Here is a 21,299-nt window from a genome sequence, read left to right as displayed (position 1 = left end):
GGAGGTGAGCGGCGACATGGCCGATCGTGACGAACCGACCGGCGCGTTGGTCCGTCCATACGCCGTGACCCGTGGTCGTACCCGTCCCCGGCTCGACATCGCCCTGGAGGCGCTCGTCGAGACGACGGTGCGAGGTCGAGCCGCTGCCAACGGCAATGGCGGGCAAGGCCGTGAGCACCAGTACATTGCCGCGTTGTGTGACGGACGTGTGCAGTCGCTCGCCGAGATCGCGGCGAGGATGCAGCTTCCGCTCGGCGTGGCCCGGGTGCTCATCGCCGACATGGCGACGGATGGCCTGGTCGCGGTCCACGAGCCGACCATTTTGGACGACTCCGACGACGCGGTGGGCACTGAACTGCTGGAGAGGGTGCTGAGTGGACTTCGCAGGCTCTGACATGTCGCACCGGCCGCCGGCCCCGAGCGGGCGCGTGACGTCGGCGAAGATTGTTATCGCCGGTGGGTTCGGCGTCGGCAAGACGACGCTCGTCGGCTCGGTCTCGGAGATCACACCGCTGACCACCGAGGCCATCATGACCTCGGCCGGTGTGGGCGTCGACGACACCCGGCAGGTGCCGGGCAAGACGACGACCACGGTGGCGATGGACTTCGGCCGTATCTCGATCGACCGGGACCTGATCCTGTACCTGTTCGGTACGCCCGGTCAGACGCGGTTCTGGTTCATGTGGGACGAACTGGTGCGCGGCGCGATCGGCGCGGTGGTGCTGGTGGACACCCCGCCGGCTGGCCGACTGCTTCGCCGCGATCGACTTCTTCGAGCATCGGCGGCTGCCGTACCTGGTGGCCATCAACTGCTTCGACGGGATGCAGTACCACGACCCGCAGGACGTCCGGGAGGCCCTCGCGATCTCCAGCGACGTGCCGGTGGTGGCCTGCGACGCGCGCAACCGGGAGTCCACCAAGCACGTGCTGATCTCGCTTGTCGAGTACGTGCTGACCATGCGGCGCTCGCGCGCCGTGGCGCCCGCCTGAGTTGACCGCGTACGCGCCCGGCGTCGGCCTCCGGCCGACACCGGGCGCGTCGTGCTGTCCACGTACGGGCGGAGGGTAGCGCCCGGCCGGCCCCGCGCTCCGGTGTGGACCGGCGGTCGCCGTCCACACCGGAGGGACGGTGGTCAGGAGATCCGGGTCCAGGCGCCCTGGCTGACCTGGTAGACGCCGAGCGAGTCGCGTTCCATGCCGCTGTGCCGGTTGGGGGAGAAGGCGTACGCCCCGGCCATCCCCTCGGACACCTGGGTACGCAGGTACGCCTTGATCCGTCCATGGTCGACGGTGCCGGAGGTGCGGGCCGCGTCGGTGATCAGGGTCAGCGCGTCCGAGGCGTACGGGGCGAAGCCGTTGAAGCCGCCGTACAGCTGGATGTAGCGGAAGGTGAAGTCCCGGCGGGCCAGCGCGCCGGTGGTGGTGTTGGTGAGGGTGGAGCCGCCCAGCGACATCGGGTGCACGGCGTAGGCGCCCTCGACGAAGCTGGCGTTGCGGGCGTCGAGGGTGTCGTCGTTTACCGCCGCCGGATCGAGATAGAGCGGCCCCCGGTAGCCCACGATGCGCAGCGACCGCGCCGCCTCACCGGTGTCCGGGGCGTGCGACCAGAGGACGACCGCCTTCGGCTCCCCGTCGGCGATCTCGCGCAGCACCGGCCGGAAGTCGCCACCGGTGCGGGGCAGCCGGGCGACCGTGACCAGCTCCACGCCGGCCTTTTTGGCCGCCTGCTTCATGGCCTTGACGCCGGAGTCGCCGTGCAGCCCGTACCCGGCGACCAGCACCACCCGCCGGTGCTTGCGCTCGACGAGCAGCCGTACCAGGCGTTGGGCGATGTCCTGGGTGTCCGGGGTGACCTTGTAGACGAAGGTGCGCTTCGCCAGCGGCAGCACGAGCCCGTCGCCGTACGCCAGCGAGATGAACGGGATCCGGATCTCCTGCGCCTGGGCGATGATGCCCATCGACGTCTCGGCCAGCGTGCCGCCGAGCAGGGCGTGCACGTTCTCCTGCTCGGCCAGCTCGCGGGCCTGCTGCGCGGCGGTACGCGGGTCACTGGCGTTGTCCCGCAGCAGGAGGCGCACCTTGCGGCGCATGTTGCCCACCTGGACGCCGTCGACGTTCAACCCCTCGAGGGTGATCCGCAGGGCGCGTTCCTGGAGGGTGCCCAGCGCGGCGCCCCGCCCGCTCAGCTCCAGGCTGGCGCCGACCACGATCTCCTGTTCGGCGGGGGCCCGGCTGCCGCCGGTCCGCGGCTGACCCTGCTCGCCCTGGCCGCAGCCACTCAGCAGCAGGCCGCCGGCCGTGGCCGCGAGCAGCCCCCGACGGGTCAACGTGGACGGATTTCTACCCGGTGTCGCCATCGCAGTCGCCTTCCCAGCCCGGCGTCCCTGCCGTGGCTGTTCCGCCGGAAATGCTCCCGGCCGGCCTCACCCGTCGTCAACTTGTCCGGGTGTGGGCAGGAACACGCAGGTGGAAGGCGGTTACTCGGCGGTCAGGAACGGTAACCGGCCGAGCGGAACTCGTACTCCCGGTCGTCGTCCCGGTCGCCGGTGTCCCGGCTGAAGTCCCAGCCGCCGGCGGCTTCGCGGCCCGGCCGGCCGCCCACCGCGAAACCGCCGATCTCCTGTCCCCGGCGCCAGCCGCGGAAGTAGCCGGTGGTGTTCTCGGCGAGGCTCGCCGCGTCCCGGACGATCCGCAGTGGCCGTTCCTCGCGCAGCGGTGAGCCGGGCACCAGGTTGGCCTGGGGGACCCGCTTGGGCAGCCCGGCCTGGGTGGCGTCGCCCACCGACGGGCGGGCGGCCTGCTCGGCCGCCTGCCAGCCGCTGTCCATGGTGGAGGTCCAGTCCAGGTCGGCGTCGTCGTCGTGCCCGACGAACCAGGCGGACTTGGCGGCGGCGAAGATGAGCAGGTCGCCGTCGCCCTCGTCGGAGACCGGCGGGGGCCGGAACTCGGCCGGCGCCGGGCGGTGCTCCGGCTGCCGGGGAGCGACCGGCGGGGCGGGCGGGCGGGACGCGCCCGCGTCGACCAGCCGCAGCGGCGGGGTCTCCAGGCGCGGGTCGGTCGGCGGGTTCGGCTCGCCGCGCAGCGCCCGGTCCGCCAGCGGCGGGGGCTCCACCAGCCGCAGCATCGGCGGCTCCTGCGGGAGGTCGTCGGCCAGCCACGGCGGGGTCACCCGGCTGCGGGTCGAGCCCGGGTCGGTCGGCGCGTCGACCTGACGCCCCTCCCGGTACTGGTTGTCGGCGGCGCTGTCGGCCAGGTCGTCGGTGGGGTTGACCAGCGGCCAGTTGGCCCGGGAGCCGGGCGGGGCCGGCGGCTCCTGGCCGGGCCGCGGGGTGGGCACCGGGATGCTCAGGTCGGTGGCGCTGAACCCGCCGGTCGGCGGCTCGGCCGGGGTGGTCTTGGGGCGCGGCGGGATCACCGTGCGCTGCCGCTCGGCCCGCGCGCTGTTGATGGCCGCGGTGGTGAGCGTGGGCCGGAACGGCTCGCCCGCCTCGGCCGGCGGGACCTTGCCGCGCTGAGCCGGGGCGATCGGGGTGATGCCCGGCGGCGGGGGCGGCGGTGCGGAGACCGGCCGGTTGGTCGGGCCGTCCACCCGGCGGGCGGCCGGTGCGGCGGGCTCGACCCGGGCGGGCGGCCCGGAGATCGGCGCACCCGGCCCGGCGGCCGGGGTGACGGGTGCCGGCGCCACCGGCGGCGGCGCGACCGGCGCGGGCGCCACCGGGGGTGGGCCGAGCGGACGCGGCATGGCCGGCGCGCCGGTGGGGGCGGCCGGCTCCGGACGGCTGCGCCGGCCGCCGGACGGGACCGGCGCCGGGCCGCCGCCGTGCAGGGCGCGCAGGGCGGAGTTGGCCGGGGGCAGCTCGCCCACCGGGTCGCCACGCCGGGCGGCGGCCCGCCGGCCGGGCGCCGGGGCGACCCGCTCGTCGAGGGCGCCGACGAGGGCCTCACAGCCCGCGTCGCATGCGCGTACCGAGGCGACGGCCTGGCGGACGGTCTCCGCGACGGCGGCGGTGAGGGAGCGGTTCACGGTGGCCCGGCGGGGGGTCTCCGTGATGGCGACGCGCAGGGCGGTCACCGCCTCGTTGATCTCGGCGGCCCGGGCCACGCCGTCGGCGGCCAGGTTGGCCACCACGGTGTCGGCGGAGAACTCCCGCCCGGGCGCGACCTGACCGGCCAGCATGCCGGGCTCGGGCAGCGCGTCGAGCACGGCCAGCGAGACCGGCTCCGCCGGGTCCGGGTACGCGCGCAGCGCGGCCGGGTAGAGCTCGCGCAGCACCTCGCGCAGCGCGACGGCGGCGGAGTGGCGACCGCTGGCCAGCGCGGCGTGCGCGGCGAGGACCTGCTTGTATCCGGCGAGGTCGCGCGGGGCGGGGAGGGTCACCGCGGAGAGCGCGCCGGCCTGCAGGGCGCGGGCCAGACCGACGGCCCGGCGCTCGGCGGGCGGCGACTGCATCTCCTCCAGGGACTCGTCGTCGGCGAACCGCTCGGCGAAGTCGTCCACCAGGTCGTCGTCCGCCAGCGCCAGCGGGCGGCCGGCGGCGCTGAGCAGAGCGGTGACGGTGTGGTCGTCGCTGTCCGCGGCGATCGCCGCCCCGCTCGGCCCGCCCGACCGTTCGACGAGCAGGGCGACCAGCCGGGCGTAGCCCGTCGCGTCATCCCCGAGCTCGCAGACATGAAGCAGACGGCCTGCGTCGTCGACCACAGCGGACGTCAGCGTCGCGCCGGCCGAAGCCGGTCGGTCGGCCGGATCCGCCGAGGCCAGACCGCAGTAAACGCGCACGAGCGCCACGGCGTCGTCCTCCTCCCGGAACACACGTGTTCCTCCGCCAGAGACTGATGCTCCCCGGTGCGGCTCAGTCGCGCCAGTCCACAACGGCAGAGATCTTGCCGACAATGGTGCGCCAACCCAGGCTTGCGGTTTGTGCCCCGATTTTCTTCAGTCGGCGGCGGCCGAGAAAACCACCGACTCCGCCGTTGACAGAGGCCCGCAGCGCCTCGTCGAGGTCGTCCAGGCTGGAGCCGGCGGAGAGCATGTCCAGCACGGCGGGTAGCCGCAGCCCGTACGCCACGTCACGGGCGACCTCGCCGGCCTCGATCAGCAGCGCGGGATCCCAGGTGTCGTGGCCGCCGCGCAGGTTCTCCACGACCAGGTCCAGCTCGTAGGTGTCCTCGTCGAGCGGGGCGATGTCGGCCGGCTCGACCCGTTCGGACAATTCATTCCAGCTGTCCAGTTGGGACAGGTCATTGGGCGCGCCGGAACGGACGAAACTCACCAGGGATTCCGGCGTCTTGAACACCAGCAGGCGGCCCCGGTGGCTCAGGAAGACCGGCACCTCCTCGTCGCCGGCGTCCTCGTCGGCGTCCTCGTCCTCGGTCTCCTCGTCGGAGTCCTCGTCGTCGCCGGTCCGTCCGGACTCCGGCTTCTCCTCCTCGACCTCGGCGAACTCCTTGGCGAGGTCCTCGTCGAGGATCACCACCTCGTCGGAGTCCTCGTCCTCGGCCGTGGCGGCCTGGCGGCGGGCGAGGAACGGGTCGTCCTCGTCGCGTTCGGTCACGTCCGTCGGGGTGAGCTCCCGCGCCGGCCGGTACGCGCGCAGCGTGAAGCCGGTGCCGGCGGGCAGGGCGATCTCGATCGGGTCGATCCGCAGCTCGTCCCAGAGCGAACGGTCCCGGTCCGTGGCCTCGGCCGTCGCCTCGGCGACGTCGGAATCGACCGACCCCTCGGTCTCGTCGAGCTCGGGCTCGTCGGCGTCGGGCCGTTGGGGCGACTGGCGGGCCACGCTGACCTCCGTGTGCGTCGGGTTGCCCACTCGCCGGCGCTGCGGCCGCCGAGTGACTATGGGCACATACCCTAGTGGTCGCGTCCGGGGAAGCGGAGCCGCACCCCGGTAGCGCTCCCGCCTGCCGACAAGTAGCGTTGCTACCTATGAAGGCCCAGGCGCTGCACGGACACCTCGATGCGCTGCTGCTCGCCGTGCTGGAGCGGGGCGCGCTGCACGGCTACGCGATCATCGAGGCGCTGCGCGTGCGCAGCGGCGGTGCGCTGGACCTGCCGACCGGCACCATCTATCCGGCCCTGCGCCGGCTGGAACGCGCCGGATACGTGGCGAGTTCGTGGAGCACGGTGAACGGCCGGGAGCGCCGCACGTACCAGCTGACCGACGCGGGCGGCCGGGCGCTGGCCGGCGAGCGGACCGGCTGGCGGGAGTTCAGCTCCACCGTCGGCCGCTTCCTCGGCCCCGACCAACCACCGGCCCCGGCCTGATCCGTGGCCGGCCCGGCGTGACCACCCGCGGTGCGCCGCCGTTCGGGCCCGGTCAGCGGGTGGCGAGCAGCCAGGTGCGGGCCGCGCGGCCCAGGCTGAACCAGGCCGCCCCGCCGGCGACCAGCCCGACGATCATCGGGGGCCAGGTCAGCGCGGCGTCCCAGAGGTTCAGCGACCAGGCGTACAGCGCGCAGCCGGTCACCGCGCCCACCGCGAGCAGACCGGTCATGCCCAGGCCCGCCAGCCGCGCGGCCGGCGGCAGCCCGGGACGGCCCCGCCGGGCGGCCCCGGCGAGCGCCAGCAGGCCGACCACCGCGAGCAGCGCCACGCCGGCCCAGATCCAGTTCACCGAGGCGGAGAGGAGCAGGTAGCCGGCCGGCGGTCGCGGGCCGTCCTGGCTCCAGCTCGACCCCTGCCAGGTGAGGTCGCCGGCGACGATGAGCACCGCGGCGACCACCAGCCCGCGTACGGCCAGGCCGCGCAGCGCGCCCGCGGCCAGCTCGGCCTGGTACGCCGGGACCAGCTCGGCCGGGCTGCCGAACTCGTCGACCGCCCGGCGCTCGGCGTCCGGCCCCGACAGCCCGTCCGCCTGGTACGCCTCGACCGCGTCCCACAGCGCGTGCCGGGCCTCGGTGAGCAGCTCCGCCTTCGACCGGGCGGGGCCGTGCAGCCGGACGTCCAGATTCCGCAGGTGGGCCTCCACCTGGGCCCCGTCAACGCCACGCATGCGCCCACCCTGCCACGAGCGGGGCCGGCGTGGGGTCCGGGAAATCCCCGGTGCCGTCCCTCAACCGGGCTCAGGGGCGGAGCGCCAGGTAGCCCCGTTCGGCCGCCTCCTGGAGCAGCCACTGGTCCCGGTACCAACCGGCGGCGGCGGCGAGGTCGGCGTGCCGGCCGCGCTGGATCACCCGCCCGGCGTCCAGCACCACGATCTCGTCGAAGCCGGCCAGGCCGCTGAGCCGGTGGCTGATCAGCAGCACCGAGTGCCCGGCCGGGGTGGCGTCCAGCACCGAGGCGAGCACGGCGTCGGCGGCGGCCGGGTCCAGCCCCTCGGTCGGCTCGTCCAGCACCAGCACACCGGGCGCGGCCAGCACCGCCCGGGCCAGCGCGAGCCGTTGCCGCTGCCCGCCGGAGAGCTGCCCGCCCTCCTCACCCACCACGGTGTCCCAGCCGTGCGGCTGGGCGCGTACCCAGTCGAGCAGGCCGGCGGCGCGGGCCGCGGCGGTCAGCTCCTCGTCGGTGGCGTCGGGGCGGCCGAGCAGCAGGTTCTCCCGCACGGTGGCGTGGAAGACGTACGCCTCGGCGAGCAGGCCGCCGACCGCCCGGGGCAGCTCCTCGGCGGCGTACCCGGACAGCTCGGCGCCGTCCAGCGTGACCCGGCCGGCAGCCGGGGTGACGGCGCCGGTCACCACGGCGGTCAGGGTGCTCTTGCCGGCGCCGCTCGGGCCCACCACGGCCACCCGCCGCCCGGCCGGCAGGTCGAGGTCCACCCCGTCGAGGGCGGGGGCGGCGCCCGCCCGGTACCGGACCGTCACCCCGGCCAGCCGGAGGTGGTGCGGACCGCCGCCGACGGCGGCCCCGGTCTCCCCGGGTGCCGGCGCGGCCCCGGGTGCGGCGGGCTGCCCGGGCGCGGGCGGTGCGGTCGCCGTGGGCGCGGCGGTCTCCCCGGACACCGGCGCGGTGAGCAGCGCGGCGACCCGGTCCAGGCCGGCCCGGAGCAGGGTGTGCTGGCGGGCGGCGCCGACCAGGGCCAGGGCGATCTCGACGGCGGCGAGGGTGCCGACGGCGAGCACGCCGATCAGCACGCCGCCCACCCCGGCGCGCAGCGCCACCAGCACCACCGCGCCGGCCGTGAGGCCGGCGAGCAGCACCCCGGCGGCGTCCACCGCGAAGCCGGTCGCGGCGAGCCGCCGTTCCAGCCGGGCGAGCCGGTCGGCGCGGCCCCGGGCCGTCCGCAGCGCCGCCCCGGTCGCGCCGAACGCGGCCAGGTCGGCGGCGCCGTGGGTGAGGTCGACCGCGTCCCCGGCGAGCGCGCCGCGCAGCGGGGCCACCTCGTCGGCGCTGCGCCGGGTCAACCGGGTCGCCAGCAGCGGCAGCACGACGCCGGCGAGCAGCAGCCCGGCGGCGAGCACCCCGGCCGCCGGCCCGGACACCAGCGCCGTCCCGGCGACCGCGAGCACCCCGACCAGCGCGGCGGCGGCTCCCGGCACGAGCACCCGGAGCAGCAGATCCTGCACGGCCTCCACGTCGGAGACCAGCCGGCTGAGCGTGTCCCCGGTGCGCCGGGCCGGCCCCCGCTCGGCGGCCAGCGTGGCGAACACCCGGGCCCGCACGTCGGTGATCAGGCGAAGCACGGCGTCGTGCCCGGCCAGCCGCTCGGTGTAGCGGAACACGCCCCGGCCGATCGCCAGCGCCCGGACCGCGACGATGGCCACGGTCAGCCGGTCCAGCGGGGGCTGCCCGGCGGCGCTCATCAGCAGCCAGGTGGCGGTGGCCATCAGGGCCAGCCCGGCCAGCTCGGTGGCGGTGGCGAGCAGCCCCGCGCCGACCAGCCGGCCCAGGTAGGGCCGGGCCAACCGGAGCACCGCCCGCTCCGCGGACGCCCGCCCGGTCCCGGCCGCGCCCTGCCCGGTGCCGGGCCCGGTCACGGCCGCACCCCGGCCGGGGTCAGCTCGGTGAGCCGGCCGTCCTCGATCCGGATGATCCGGTCGGCGTCGGTCAGCAGCGCCGGCCGGTGCGCCACCAGCAGCGCGGTGCGCCCCGCGACCAGCCGCCGGGTGGCGGCCAGCACGACCGCCTCGCTGGCCGAGTCCAGCCGGGCGGTCGGCTCGTCCAGCAGCACCACCGGGGCGTCCCGCAGGAAGGCCCGGGCCAGGGCCACCCGCTGCCGCTGGCCGCTGGACAGGCCGTGCCCGCGCTCCCCGAGCACCGTGTCCAGCCCGTCGGGCAGGGCGTTGACCACCTCGTCCAGCGCCGCGTCGCGGACCGCCCCGGCGAGCGCGGACGGCGGGGTGTCCGGCGCGCCGAGGGTGATGTTGTCGGCGAGCGAGGCGGCGAAGAGGTGGGCCCGCTGCGGCACCCAGGCCAGCCGGCGCCGCCAGGCGTCCGGGTCGACGCCGGCCAGGTCCACCCCGTCCACGGTGACCCGGCCGCTGGTCGGGGTGACGAAGCCCAGCAGCAGGCCGAGCAGGGTGCTCTTGCCGGCGCCGCTGGGGCCGATGACGGCGATCCGCTCGCCGGGGCGGATGGTCAGCGTGACGTCGCGCAGGGCGGTGGTCCGCTCGTACTCGACGGTCACCGCCTCGAACCGGATCTCGCCGCGGCCGGTGGGCGCGGGGGCCGGCGGGCCGGGTCGCGCGGCGGCCGGGGTTTCGGTGACGGTGAGCGCCTCGTCCAGCGCGGTCAGCCCCTCCATGCTGGCGTGGAACCGGCTGCCGGCCGCCCGCAGCGGCAGGTACGCCTCGGGGGTGAGCAGCAGCACCAGCAGCGCGGTGGAGAGGGTGAGGCCACCGCCGAGCAGCCGGATGCCGACCGGGACCGCGACCAGCGCCACCGACAGGGTGGCGACCAGCTCCAGCACCAGCGCGGAGAGGAAGGCGATGCGCAGCGTACGCATGGTGGCGGCGCGGTGCCCGTCGGCCATCCGGCGGACCACCTCGACCTGGTTGCGGGCCCGGCCGAAGGCGCGCAGCGTGGCCAGCCCGGCCACCATGTCCAGGAAGTGCCCGCCGAGCAGGGCCAGCCGTCGCCACTGCCGTGCGGTGGCCGCCTGCGCCTGCCAGCCGAGCAGGGCACCGAAGATCGGGATCAGCGGGAGGGTGAGCGCGATGATCAGCGCCGAGCTCCAGTCGGCCAGCCCGACCCGGGCCAGCACGGCCAGCGGGACGGTGACGCTGAGCACCAGCTGCGGCAGGTAGCCGGTGAAGTAGGCGTCCAGTGCGTCCAGCCCACGTCCGGCCAGCGTGGCGAGCTGCCCGGCCCGCTGCCCGGCGACCCAGGCCGGCCCGTGCGCCCCCACCGCGCCGAGCAGCTCGACCCGCAGGGCGGCCTTCACCGTCGCCGCCGCCCGCGCCGCCACCGTGCCCTGGGCCCAGGTGAGCGCCCCCCGGGCCGCCACCGCGGCGAGGAAACCGGCAAGCGCCGGCCGGTCCAGCCGCCCGTCGATCGCGGTCGCCAGCAGCGCGGCCAGCGCGGTCGCCTGCCCGACGATGACCAGCGCGGTCAGCCCGCCCAGTGCGGCGAGCACGGCGAGGTCGCGCCGGGCCGCGGGGACCCGGCGCAGCAGACGCGGGTCGAACGGGCGGCGGTTCACCAGTACACCGGTGCCCTGCCGTCGATCCGTCCCCGGAAAACCCACCAGCACATCGCCTGGAAGCCTAGTAGGGCCGGCACGAGCGGCAGCACGAGCCAGCCCAGCAGCCGCAGGGTGGGGGTGCTGGCCGCCGCGTCGGCCACGGTCAGCCCGGCCGCCGGGTCGGTGCCGGAGACCAGCGCGTAGGGCCACCGGGCCGCCCCGACCAGGAGCACCGGCAGGGCCAGCGCCGCGCAGGTGGCGGCGAAGGCCCACCCCGGCCGCCGCCGGGCGAGCGCCGCGCGGGCCACCAGCAGCGCCGCGACCAGCGCCGACGGCAGGAGTACGGCGGCGACCGGCTGCTGCGCGGCGGCGCGTACCCGATCGGAGAGCAGGCCGACGACGGTGGCCGTGCCGACCGCGGCGAGGGCCACCGGAACCAGCCGGCGGGCCAGCCGCGCGGTCGCCGCCCCGGCGGCGGGCGGCAGCCGGAGGGTGAGGAACGTCGCACCGTGCAGCGCGACCAGCGCGGCCATGGCGAGCCCGGCGGCGGCGACGAACGGGGTGAACAGGTGACCGACCCCGGTGACGTGGCCGTCGGCGGTCAGCGGCAGCCCCTGGAGCAGCCCGCCGAGCAGGGCGCCCCAGCCGAGCGCGGCGAGCAGGCTGCCGACCACCACCACCCGGTCCCAGCCGGCCCGGGCACCGGCCGTGGCCGGGCGGCTGCGCAGCTGGACCCCGGCGGTCACCAGGATCACCCCGGCCAGCGCGCCGACCACGGCCGGGTAGTAGCCGGAGAGCAGCTCGCCCTCCAACGTGGGGAAGGCGCCGAAGAGGATGCCGACCGCTGCCACCAGCCACACCTCGTTGCCGAGGAAGAACGGGCCGAGCGCGGTGAGCGCGTCGCGCCGGGCGGCGGGGGTGCCGCCCCGGGCGAGCAGCAGGCCGACGCCGTAGTCGAGGCCGCCCAGCACGAAATAGCTGGCGAAGAAGAGGCCGAGCAGGGCGTACCAGGCGAGTTCCACGGTGGTCTCCCTCAGGCGAGCACGGGTTGGCGGGGGGTGTCGTCGGCCTCCGGCGCGGGCGGTCGGCCCAGGGCCGGGTCGGCGGCGCCGCGGGCGGCGGCCCGGGCGAGCAGCACCCAGTTGGTGACGGCGAGCGCGCCGAGCAGCAGGCTGAAGCCGATCAGCGAGGCGAGCATCACGCCCGCGGGTACGGCGGAGACGGCCCGCTCGGTGGGGAGCAGCCCGTACGCGACCCAGGGCTGGCGGCCCACCTCGCGGGCGAGCCAGCCGAGGATCACCGTGCCGAAGGGCAGCGGCAGGGCGAGCAGGAGCAGCCAGAGCGGGAACCGCCAGCGGATGATCAGATCCCGCCAGAGCAGCGGCAGCAGCAGCCAGAGGCAGCCCAGGCCGAACCCGATCAGGATCATGAAGCCCAGCCCGACGCTGGCGAGCGTCGGCGGCGTGTAGTCGCCGGGGCCGAACTGGGCGGTCCACTCGGCGATCTGCGCGTCCCGCTCGGGGCCGCCGCCGAACTTGGCCGGCTGCACCTGCCCGACCGGCCCGAACTGGGCGAAGCCGAAGCCCTGGACCAGCGAGATGGAGAGCGCGGAGACGACCAGCCCGATCCGCAGCGAGGTGCGGAAGAGCAGGAAGTCGGGGGTGCGCCGGAGCAGGTGCCCGGCGCTGACCGCGGCCATCAGCATCCCGCCGGTGAGCAGCGACGCGGCGACCACGTGCCCGAAGGCCATGCCGAGGGTGGGGTTGGTCAGCAGCGCGGAGAAGTCGGTGAGGTGGGCGATCCCGTCGCGGACCTGGTAGCCGACCGGGTGCTGCAACCAGGCGTTGGCCACCATGATCCAGAAGGCCGAGGCGTACGCGGTAAGCGCGACCCCGCACAGCAGCGCGAGGTGCACCCCACGGCGCAGCCGGTGCCAACCGAAGATCCACATGCCGAGGAACGTGGACTCCAGGAAGAACGCCACAAGCGTCTCGATGGCGAGCGGGGCGCCGAAGACGTTGCCGACGTAGCGCGACAGGCCGCTCCAGTTCAGGCCGAACTGGAACTCCATCACGATCCCGCTGGCGATGCCGAGCACGTAGTTGATCACGTAGAGCTGGCCCCAGAACCGGGTGAGCCGCTCCCACTTGGGGTTGCCGGTGAGGAACCAGGCGGTCTGCAACCCGACCAGCAGGGTGACCAGCCCCAGGGTGACCACGACGAAGAGGAAGTGGATCGAGGTGGTGGTGGCGAACTGCAGGCGCGCGAGGAGCAGGGTGTCCATGACCGCTCTCCAGGGGTTGGCTCGCTTGTCATAGCGATCCTACACGTAGCGTTTCTACCTATCGGGCCGCCGTCGTGCACGAGACACCCGGGGCCCGGGGTCAGCTGAGGAAGAGCGAGATCGGCAGCGCGACCAGGGTGCTGGCGACGGCCAGCGCGGTCGCCCCGATCAGCCGCGGCGGCCGGTCGGCCACCAGCAGGCGCTGCACCCGTACGTCGAGGTCGCGGTCGCCGACGCCGAGCGCGCCGTGCGGGGTGATCCGGTTGTCGCAGGCGGCGAAGCGGCGCAGCGCACCGGCCAGCGGCGCCTCGGCGTGCAGCTCGCGGGCCTTGTCGTCGGCGCGCATCTCGACCAGCAGGGCCACCCGCTCGTACGCGTCGGCGACCCAGCCGAACCAGGGCAGCGCCCGGCGCAGCGCGGTGAACGGCAGCAGCACCAGGTCGTGCCGCTCCTGGGCGTGCGCCCGCTCGTGGGTGAGCACCGCCGCCAGCTCCGCCCGGTCGAGCAGGCTGAGCGTGCCCGCGCTGACCACCACCCGGGGCCGCACCCCCGGCAGGCAGTACGCCGCCGCGCTCGGATGGTCGAGCACCAGCGCCCCGGGCACGGTCGGGTCCTGGCGGGCCACCAGGGTCAGCAGGTCCCGGTGCCGGCGCTGGGCCCGGACCGTGCCGTGGACGCTGCGCACGGTCGTGGTGAGCAGCACCGCGCCGATGCCGAAGCCGACCCCGACCCCGACCAGGTGCGCCACGCCCAGCCCGGGGGGCAGGGCGCCGTGCGCCAGGTCGTCGGCGAGGGCGACCAGCGCGCTGCCGGTGGGCCGGTCGTACGCGGCCAGGCCGAGCGCCATCGGCAGGCCCATCGCGGACAGGCCGAGCGCCAACCCGACCGCCTGCCAGCAGAGGATCGCCACCCGGGGCGCCCGCCAGGTCCAGGTGGCGGAGAGGAACTGCGCGGTCAGCCAGCAGGCCAGGATGGTCGCGGCGAAGTGCACGGCGTACGCCATGGCGGCCGCCCTACCGGTCCGTCGCCTCGTCGGCGGCGCGCGCCCGGCCGGCGCGCGGGTCCTCGATCCGGTCGGTCAGCCCGGCCGCGCCATCGGCCTCGTCGCCCAGCGCCGCGCGCAGCACGTCGGCCTCCGTGCCGGTCACCGAGCGGGCGAAGCGGACCAGCGCCGCGTCCCGGCTGCCGCCGAGATCCAACGCGTCGAGCATCAGCTGGGCGATGTGCGCCTCGCGGCTGGCCGCAGCCCGGTAACGCCAGGCCCGCCCCTCGCGCTCGCGCTGCACCATGCCCTTGCCGGCGAGCCGGTCCAGCACGGTCATCACCGTGGTGTACGCCAGCTCCCGCCCGCGCAGGGCGTCGGCGACCTCGCGCACGGTCACCCCGTCCGACGTGCCGGGCACCGAGTCCCACAGCACGTCCATCACCGCACGCTCAAGCTCCCCCAACCGAGTCACCCCCCAATCCTACCCCCCGTAGTAGACCCCACCCCGTCCCGCCCGAAGGACCGGACGCCGCCCGTCCCGGGGCCAACCCTGACCCCGGAGGGGCCAACTACATGGAAAGAGTGGCCTCCGCCCTGGCGGAGACCACTCTTTCCATGAAGCTGCGCGGATCTTGCGCCGGTAAGGACGCTCGTCAGAGAAGGGACGCCGGCACCGGCAGCCCGCAGGCAGGAGGACCCGACGCTGGGCGTACACCAGCAAGCCGTAACCCCCGCGCGGACCAGGCCCACCGAGGGTTTCGGGGGAGCCCCGCCCGCGGAGGGATCAAGCCTGACCGCCCGGAGTGGGTGGGGCTCCCCCGGAAATCCCCACAACGAGCAGCTCAAACACCCTTCGGGTGCCAGACGGTCTTCGTCTCCAGCAGGACCGTCATCCGGGTCACCCCGGGATCAGCCGACCAGTCGTGGTCGGCCGGCGCGGGGCGGAGGACCCGCTTGAGGTTCTCCGCCGCCTTGACCTCCAGCTCGGTCGCCAGCTCGGCGTCGGTCACCCCGGTCAGGTCGATGGCGTTGACGTCCATGTGACTGGCCAGCGTCGGCACGGTCTCGGTCAGCTTGCCGGTGAGGATGTTGACCACCCCGCCCGGCAGGTCGGAGGTGGCCAGCACCTCGGCCAGGGTCACCGCCGCGAGCGGGGCGGCCGGGGAGGCGGCCACCACCACGGTGTTGCCGGTGACGATCGCCGGGGCGATCACGCTGACCAGGCCGAGCAGCGCCGGCGCCTCGGGGGCCACCACGGCCACCACGCCGGTCGGCTCCGGGGCGGACAGGTTGAAGTACGGCCCGGCGACCGGGTTCGCCCCGCCGTAGACCTGCGGGAGCTTGTCGGACCAGCCCGCGTACCAGACCCAGCGGTCGATCGCCGCGTCGACCTCGTCGGCCGGCACGCCCAGCGCCACGAACTGCTCGCGCCGGCCCTCCAGCATCTCGGCGACCCGGTAGAGGATCTGCCCGCGGTTGTACGCGGTCGCCCCGGCCCAGCCCTTGACGGCGGCGCGGGCGGCGACCACGGCGTCCCGCGCGTCCTTGCGGGAGGCCAGGGAGACGTTGGAGTCCTGCACGAGATACGACCGTCCCGACTCGCTGCGCGGGAACTTCCCGCCGATGAAGAGCTTGTACGTCTTGCGTACCGCGACCCGCTCAGACATTGAGGTACGCCTCCAGCCCCTGCCGGCCGCCCTCGCGACCGTAGCCCGACTCCTTGTAGCCGCCGAACGGCGAGGTCGGGTCGAACTTGTTGAACGTGTTGGCCCAGACCACGCCGGCACGCAGCCGGTCGGCCATCCACAGGATCCGGGAGCCCTTGTCGGTCCAGATCCCGGCCGACAGCCCGTACGGGGTGTTGTTGGCCTTCTCGACGGCCTCGGCCGGGGTGCGGAAGGTCAGCACGGAGAGCACCGGGCCGAAGATCTCCTCCCGGGCGATCCGGTGTGCCTGGGTGACCCCGGTGAAGATGGTCGGCGCGAACCAGAATCCCCGCTCGGGCAGCTCGCAGGCGGGCGACCAGCGCTCGGCGCCCTCGGCGGCCCCGGCGTCCGACAGCTCGGTGATCCGGGCCAGCTGGGCGGCCGAGTTGATCGCGCCGATGTCGGTGTTCTTGTCCAGCGGGTCGCCGACCCGCAGCCGGGCCATCCGCCGCTTCAGCGACTCCAGCACCTGCTCGGCGACGGACTCCTGGACCAGCAGCCGGGAGCCGGCGCAGCAGACGTGCCCCTGGTTGAAGAAGATGCCGTTGACGATGCCCTCGACGGCCTGGTCGACCGGGGCGTCGTCGAAGACGATGTTGGCGGCCTTGCCGCCCAGCTCCAGGGTGAGCTTCTTGCGGGTGCCGGCGACCGCGCGGGCGATGGCCTTGCCGACGCCGGTGGAGCCGGTGAAGGCGACCTTGTCCACGCCCGGGTGCTCGACCAGCGTGCGGCCGGTCTCGCCCGCACCGGTGACGATGTTGACGACGCCGGCCGGCAGGTCGGCCTGCTGGCAGATCTCGGCGAAGAGCAGCGCGGTCAGCGGGGTGGTCTCGGCCGGCTTCAGCACCACCGTGTTGCCCGCCGCGAGGGCGGGGGCGATCTTCCAGGCCAGCATCAGCAGCGGGAAGTTCCACGGGATGACCTGCGCGGCCACCCCGAGCGCCTTCGGGTTCGCACCGAAGCCGGCGTGCTCCAGCTTGTCGGCCCAGCCGGCGTAGTAGAAGAAGTGCGCGGCGACCAGCGGCAGGTCGACGTCCCGGGACTCCCGGATCGGCTTGCCGTTGTCAAGCGACTCCAGCACGGCCAGCTCGCGGGAGCGCTCCTGGATGAGCCGGGCGATCCGGAACAGGTACTTGGCCCGGTCCCGGCCCGGCATCGGGCCCCAGACCTGCTCGTACGCCCGGCGGGCGGCGCGGACCGCGCGGTCGACGTCCGCGCTGCCGCCCTCGGCGACCTCGGCGAGGACCTCCTCGGAGGCGGGGTTGATCGACTTGAAGCTGCCGCCGTCGGTCGGGTCGACGAACTCGCCGTCGACGAACAGGCCGTAGGAGGGCCGGAGGTCGACGATGGCGCGCGACTCGGGGGCGGGGGCGTATTCGAACATCGCGCTCAGTCCAGGGTGAAGTAGTCGGGGCCGGCGTAGACGCCGGTCGTCAGCTTGGTGCGCTGCATCAGCAGGTCGTTCAGCAGGCTGGACGCGCCGAACCGGAACCAGTCCGGGTCCAGCCAGTCCGGGCCGACGGTCTCGTTGACCATGACCAGGTACTTGATCGCGTCCTTGGTGTTCTTGATGCCGCCGGCCGGCTTCACGCCGACCTGCCGGCCGGTGGCGGCGCGGAAGTCGCGAACCGCCTCCAGCATCACCAGGGTCACCGGCAGGGTGGCCGCGACCGGGACCTTGCCGGTGGAGGTCTTGATGAAGTCGCCGCCGGCCAGCATGGCCAGCCAGGAGGCGCGCCGCACGTTGTCGTAGGTGGCCAGCTCGCCGGTCTCCAGGATCACCTTGAGGTGGGCGTCCCCGCACGCCTCCTTGGTGGCGACGATCTCGTCGTAGACCTCCGAGTAGCGCCCGGCCAGGAACGCGCCCCGGTTGATCACCATGTCGATCTCGTCGGCACCCGCCTCGACGGCCGCCCGGACGTCGGTCAGCTTGATCTCCAGCGGGGCCTGGCCCGACGGGAAGGCGGTCGCCACGCTGGCCAGGTGCACACCACTACCGGCCAGCACCTCGGCCACGTACGGGACCATCGCCGGGTAGACGCAGACCGCGCCGACGTGCGGGCAGGACGGGTCGGCCGGGTCGGGGCGCAGCGCCTTGGCGGCCAGCGCCCGTACCTTGCCGGGGGTGTCGGCCCCTTCCAGGGTGGTCAGGTCGACCATCCGGATCGCCAGGTCGATGGCCTCGGCCTTGGCGGTGGTCTTGATGGAGCGGGTGCCGAGCTGTGCCGCCCGCTGCTCCGCGCCGACCTGGTCCACGCCCGGTAGGCCGTGGAGGAAGGTCCGCAGAGCGGTCTCGGATCGTCCCAGCTCGGAGAGGTCCGACCGGGCCGACGTCGCTGTCGCCGTCATGCCCCGAATAGTACGCACCCGCGAGTCATGTGATCTTGGTCACCGACGGCCGGACGTGAGCGTCACACGTGAGCGGCGTCGCTGGTCACCGAGCACCTGCCGTCTTCGGGGGCCGGGACCGGTAGGTTGAGCGATCGTGGACGTACACGTCATTGACCACCCGCTCGCCCAGGCGCGGCTGACCGCCATGCGGGATGCCCGGACCGACTCGCCGTCGTTCCGGGCCGCGCTGCGCGAACTCACCACCATGCTGGTGTACGAGGCCGCGCGCTCCTTCCCCGTCGAGAAGTACCCGATCGACACCCCGGTCACCGCCACCGAGGGCACCCGGCTGGCGAACCCGCCGCTGCTGGTGCCGGTGCTGCGGGCCGGTCTCGGCATGGCCGACGCCGCCCTCGGCCTGCTGCCCGAGTCGTCGATGGGCTTCGTCGGCCTGGCCCGGGACGAGGAGACGTTCGAGCCGCGGGCGTACATGGAGTCGCTGCCCCGCGACCTGAGCGGCCTGCCGGTGCTGGTGCTCGACCCGATGCTGGCCACCGGCGGCTCGCTGGAGCACTGCTGCCGGCTGCTCGCCGACCGGGGCTGCACCGAGATCACCGTGCTCTGCGTGCTGGCCGCCCCGGTCGGCATCGAGCGCCTGGAGCGTTCCGGCCTGCCGCTGCGCCTGGTCACGGCGAGCATCGACGAGGGCCTGAACGACAAGATGTTCATCGTCCCCGGCCTCGGTGACGCGGGCGACCGCCAGTTCGGCGGCATGCCCCGCTTCTGACCACGCCCGTCCGCGCGCCGATCATGGAGTTGTGGTACGTCGCAAAGGGTGCCGAACGGCAGGAACCCGGCGCCACACGTCCATGATCGGCCGACGGCGGGCGCGTTGCGGGGCCGGTGGGGGCGGGGAGGGGCTAGCGTTTCGGGCCATGAGTGGTGTCACGCTCGCCGAAGAGTTGCTGCTTCTTGCCTACGACGACGAGACCGGCAAGGCGACCATGCCCCGGATCAGTCTCGACCTGGGCATGGCCGCGGCCGTCCTGGTGGAACTGGCCCTGGCCAACCGGATCGCGTACGCCGACGGCAACCTGGCGGTGACCGACCCGACGCCGACCGGTGAGCCGGTGACCGACCAGGTGCTGGCGAAGATCGCGGCGGACACCCCGCACACCCCGTCGTCCTGGGTGCAGCGGCTGCGCCACGGCCTGCGCGACCGGATCCTCGGCGACCTGTGCGAGCGGGGCGTGGTCCGGGACGTCGACGAGACCGAACTCGGCTTCATCCACGTGCACCGCTACCCGGTCACCGACCCCTCGGTGGAGGTCGACATCCGGCGCCGGCTGGCCGCGGCGCTGACCAGCGGCCAGCTCCCCGACGAGCGGACCGCCGCGCTGGCCACCCTGGTCGCGGTGCTGCGGATGGAGCCGGCGCTCGGCCTCACCGGCGAGGCCGCGGCGGACGCCCGGCGCCGGCTGGAGGAGATCGCCACGAACGCCGGCTTCGCCGGCACGGTCAGCCTGGACGACTCGGTGGTCCGGCCCTCGATCAGCCTGGTGGTCTCCGCGCTGGCCCACGCCGTCGACGCCGCCCTCGGCAAGCGCCCGGAGTAAGGACAGGTGTAAGGAAGGGCCCCCTATTAACGCATTTTGTATAGGAGGGGCCCCTTGTTAACACCCCAGGTGTTAACAAGGGGCCCCTCCTAACCGACGGGCTGGGTCACTCCAGGCCGAGCGCCGCCGCGATCTCGGTGCGCAGCGCAGCGACGGCCGCGCGCGCCCGGCCCCGGGCCGCGGCGACGTCGCCGTCCGCGACCGGCTCCACCACCTCCAGGTACGCCTTGAGCTTCGGCTCGGTGCCGGAGGGCCGGATCACCACCCGGGCCGCCGGCGTACGCAGGATCACCACGTCGGCGTCGGGCAGCAGGTCCCGGGTCTCGGTGACCGGCTCGCCGAGCAGCGTGGTCGGGGTGGCCGCCCGGACCCGGGTCATCATCTCGGCGATCACGCGCAGGTCGTCGACGCGTACCGAGAGCTGGTCGGTGAGGTGCACGCCGAACTCGGCGGCCAGCTCGTCCAGCCGGTCGGTCAGCGTGCGCCCGTGCGCCTTCAGCTCGGCGGCCAGCTCGGCGACGGTCAGCGCGGCGGTGATGCCGTCCTTGTCCCGGACGTGCTCCGGGGCCACGCAGTAGCCGAGCGCCTCCTCGTAGCCGAAGACCAGCGGCTGGGCGCCGCCGCCGGCCCGGACGATCCACTTGAACCCGGTGAGCGTCTCGTCGTACGGCAGGCCCCGGGCTTCGCACATGGCCCGGAGCAGCGACGAGGACACGATGGTGGTGGCGTACAGGCCGCGCACCCCGCGCCGCATCAGGTGGTCGGCGAGCAGCGCGCCCACCTCGTCGCCGCGCAGCATCCGCCAGCCCGGCCCGGCGCTTCCCGGCCCGGCCACCTCACCCGCCACCGGGGCGCCGGCGTCGCGTACCGCCACCGCGCAGCGGTCCGCGTCCGGGTCGTTGGCGATCGCCAGGTCCGCGCCGGTCCGTTCGGCGAGCGCCACCAGCCGGTCCACCGCCCCCGGCTCCTCCGGGTTGGGGAAGGACACGGTGGGGAAGGCCGGGTCCGGCTCGGCCTGGTCGGGCACCACGCCGGGCACCGGGAAGCCGGCGCGGGCGAAGGCGGCGGTGAGCACGCTGGCGCCCACCCCGTGCAGCGGGGTGTACGCCACCGAGAGGTCCCGCGGCCCGCCGGGCGCGACCACCGCGGCGGCCCGTTCCACGTACGAGACCGCCAGGTCGTCGCCGAGCACCTGGCCGGGCGGGCCGAGCGGCACCTGGGCCAGCGGGCCAACCGCCCGGATGGCGGTCTCGATGCCGGCGTCGGCCGGCGGCACGATCTGCGCACCCGCGCCCAGCTCACCGCCGAGCCCGGTGCCCAGGTAGACCTTGTAGCCGTTGTCCTGCGGCGGGTTGTGGCTGGCGGTCACCATCACCCCGGCCGCCGCGTCCAGCCGCCGGACCGCGTACGCGAGCACGGGGGTGGGCAGCGGGCGGGGCAGCAACAGCGCCGGGCGGCCCGCGCCGGTGGCGACCTGGGCGGTCCGCTCGGCGAACTCGCGGGAACCGTGCCGGGCGTCGTACCCGATCACCAGCGGACCGGTCGCGCCCTCGGCGGCGAGCCAGGCGACCAGGCCGGCGGCGGCCTGGGTGACCACCGCCAGGTTCATCCCGTTCGGCCCGGCGCGCAGCGGGCCGCGCAGCCCGGCGGTGCCGAAGGTCAGCGGCCCGGCGAACCGGTCGGCCAGCTCCGCACCGCTGGCCGGGAGCCGGTCGAGCACCGCGCGCAGCTCGTCCCGGCTGGCCGGGTCGGGGTCGTCGTCGAGCCAACGCCCGGCCTGCTCGCGAAGGTCGTCGATGTCAGTAGGGTCCGCCGTCATGC

At 74.9% G+C, this 21,299-nt stretch carries 18 protein-coding genes and 1 pseudogene; 5 read left to right on the top strand and 14 right to left on the bottom strand.

Annotated features, from left to right (window positions below):
* Window positions 1-16: 16 nt before the first annotated feature.
* Both K7640_RS06590 and K7640_RS06585 read left to right on the top strand, forming a co-directional pair.
* The gene (locus tag K7640_RS06590) at window positions 17-394 is read left to right on the top strand and encodes a DUF742 domain-containing protein (protein WP_030329021.1); all 378 of its coding nucleotides are present in this window, start codon (window positions 17-19) and stop codon (window positions 392-394) included.
* 1 nt (window position 395) lies between these two features.
* Window positions 396-990, top strand: a pseudogene (locus tag K7640_RS06585) (ATP/GTP-binding protein).
* A gap of 143 nt (window positions 991-1,133) precedes the next feature.
* On the opposite strand, the gene K7640_RS06580 reads toward K7640_RS06585, so the two are convergent.
* From K7640_RS06580 to K7640_RS06570, 3 genes are all read right to left on the bottom strand, one after another.
* Window positions 1,134-2,357: an ABC transporter substrate-binding protein gene (locus K7640_RS06580; protein WP_222953819.1), complete on the bottom strand. Its 1,224-nt coding sequence runs from the start codon at window positions 2,355-2,357 to the stop codon at window positions 1,134-1,136.
* A gap of 131 nt (window positions 2,358-2,488) precedes the next feature.
* The gene (locus K7640_RS06575; protein ID WP_222953818.1) at window positions 2,489-4,810 is read right to left on the bottom strand and encodes a transposase; all 2,322 of its coding nucleotides are present in this window, start codon (window positions 4,808-4,810) and stop codon (window positions 2,489-2,491) included.
* Between the two features lie 40 nt (window positions 4,811-4,850).
* Window positions 4,851-5,807 carry a DNA primase gene (locus K7640_RS06570; RefSeq protein ID WP_222953817.1) on the bottom strand — a complete coding sequence of 319 codons (957 nt, stop codon included), beginning with the start codon at window positions 5,805-5,807 and terminating at the stop codon, window positions 4,851-4,853.
* A gap of 116 nt (window positions 5,808-5,923) precedes the next feature.
* Here K7640_RS06570 and K7640_RS06565 point away from each other — a divergent pair, with 116 nt between their 5' ends.
* The gene (locus tag K7640_RS06565) at window positions 5,924-6,262 is read left to right on the top strand and encodes a PadR family transcriptional regulator (RefSeq protein WP_222953816.1); all 339 of its coding nucleotides are present in this window, start codon (window positions 5,924-5,926) and stop codon (window positions 6,260-6,262) included.
* Window positions 6,263-6,314: 52 nt separating this feature from the next.
* Here the strand turns inward: K7640_RS06565 and K7640_RS06560 are convergent, their stop codons facing one another.
* The 10 genes from K7640_RS06560 to deoC form a co-directional block, all read right to left on the bottom strand.
* The gene (locus K7640_RS06560; RefSeq protein ID WP_222953815.1) at window positions 6,315-6,989 is read right to left on the bottom strand and encodes a permease prefix domain 1-containing protein; all 675 of its coding nucleotides are present in this window, start codon (window positions 6,987-6,989) and stop codon (window positions 6,315-6,317) included.
* 70 nt (window positions 6,990-7,059) lie between these two features.
* Window positions 7,060-8,910, bottom strand: a complete 1,851-nt coding sequence (cydC, locus tag K7640_RS06555) for a thiol reductant ABC exporter subunit CydC (protein ID WP_222953814.1) — start codon at window positions 8,908-8,910, stop codon at window positions 7,060-7,062.
* Window positions 8,907-10,574 (bottom strand): thiol reductant ABC exporter subunit CydD, encoded by a 1,668-nt coding sequence (cydD, locus tag K7640_RS06550; RefSeq protein ID WP_222953813.1) that lies wholly within the window; start codon window positions 10,572-10,574, stop codon window positions 8,907-8,909. The genes cydC and cydD overlap by 4 nt, the downstream gene beginning before the upstream one ends.
* Complete coding sequence (locus K7640_RS06545; RefSeq protein WP_222953812.1) at window positions 10,571-11,578, bottom strand: cytochrome d ubiquinol oxidase subunit II; 1,008 nt, start codon at window positions 11,576-11,578, stop codon at window positions 10,571-10,573. Before K7640_RS06545 ends, cydD begins: the two co-directional genes overlap by 4 nt.
* Before the next feature lie 11 nt (window positions 11,579-11,589).
* Entirely contained in the window at window positions 11,590-12,840 is a 1,251-nt protein-coding gene (locus K7640_RS06540; protein WP_222953811.1) for a cytochrome ubiquinol oxidase subunit I, read from the bottom strand.
* A gap of 100 nt (window positions 12,841-12,940) precedes the next feature.
* Window positions 12,941-13,843 carry a M56 family metallopeptidase gene (locus K7640_RS06535; protein ID WP_222953810.1) on the bottom strand — a complete coding sequence of 301 codons (903 nt, stop codon included), beginning with the start codon at window positions 13,841-13,843 and terminating at the stop codon, window positions 12,941-12,943.
* Window positions 13,844-13,853: 10 nt separating this feature from the next.
* Window positions 13,854-14,297 (bottom strand): BlaI/MecI/CopY family transcriptional regulator, encoded by a 444-nt coding sequence (locus K7640_RS06530; protein WP_222953809.1) that lies wholly within the window; start codon window positions 14,295-14,297, stop codon window positions 13,854-13,856.
* Window positions 14,298-14,667: 370 nt separating this feature from the next.
* Window positions 14,668-15,492, bottom strand: coding sequence for an aldehyde dehydrogenase family protein (locus tag K7640_RS06525; protein ID WP_222953808.1), 825 nt, complete (start codon window positions 15,490-15,492; stop codon window positions 14,668-14,670).
* Window positions 15,485-16,915, bottom strand: coding sequence for an aldehyde dehydrogenase family protein (locus K7640_RS06520; RefSeq protein ID WP_222953807.1), 1,431 nt, complete (start codon window positions 16,913-16,915; stop codon window positions 15,485-15,487). The genes K7640_RS06525 and K7640_RS06520 overlap by 8 nt, the downstream gene beginning before the upstream one ends.
* 5 nt (window positions 16,916-16,920) lie before the next feature.
* Window positions 16,921-17,880, bottom strand: coding sequence for a deoxyribose-phosphate aldolase (deoC, locus tag K7640_RS06515; RefSeq protein WP_222953806.1), 960 nt, complete (start codon window positions 17,878-17,880; stop codon window positions 16,921-16,923).
* Between the two features lie 136 nt (window positions 17,881-18,016).
* On the opposite strand from deoC, the gene upp reads away from it, so the two are divergent.
* Window positions 18,017-18,649 carry a uracil phosphoribosyltransferase gene (gene upp / locus K7640_RS06510; RefSeq protein ID WP_222953805.1) on the top strand — a complete coding sequence of 211 codons (633 nt, stop codon included), beginning with the start codon at window positions 18,017-18,019 and terminating at the stop codon, window positions 18,647-18,649.
* Window positions 18,650-18,797: 148 nt separating this feature from the next.
* A complete protein-coding gene (locus tag K7640_RS06505; RefSeq protein WP_222953804.1) occupies window positions 18,798-19,478 on the top strand; it encodes a GPP34 family phosphoprotein in 681 nt (226 codons plus the stop codon).
* A 106-nt stretch (window positions 19,479-19,584) separates the two neighbouring features.
* On the opposite strand, the gene K7640_RS06500 is transcribed toward K7640_RS06505, so the two are convergent.
* Window positions 19,585-21,297, bottom strand: a complete 1,713-nt coding sequence (locus K7640_RS06500) for a phospho-sugar mutase (protein ID WP_222953803.1) — start codon at window positions 21,295-21,297, stop codon at window positions 19,585-19,587.
* Between the last annotated feature and the right edge of the window lie 2 nt (window positions 21,298-21,299).

The sequence above is a fragment of the Micromonospora sp. PLK6-60 genome (assembly GCF_019890675.1).
In the GTDB taxonomy this organism is placed as follows: Bacteria; Actinomycetota; Actinomycetes; order Mycobacteriales; family Micromonosporaceae; genus Micromonospora.
Note: the sequence above shows the minus strand (reverse complement) of the source record. Positions and strands in the feature narration are given on the sequence as shown.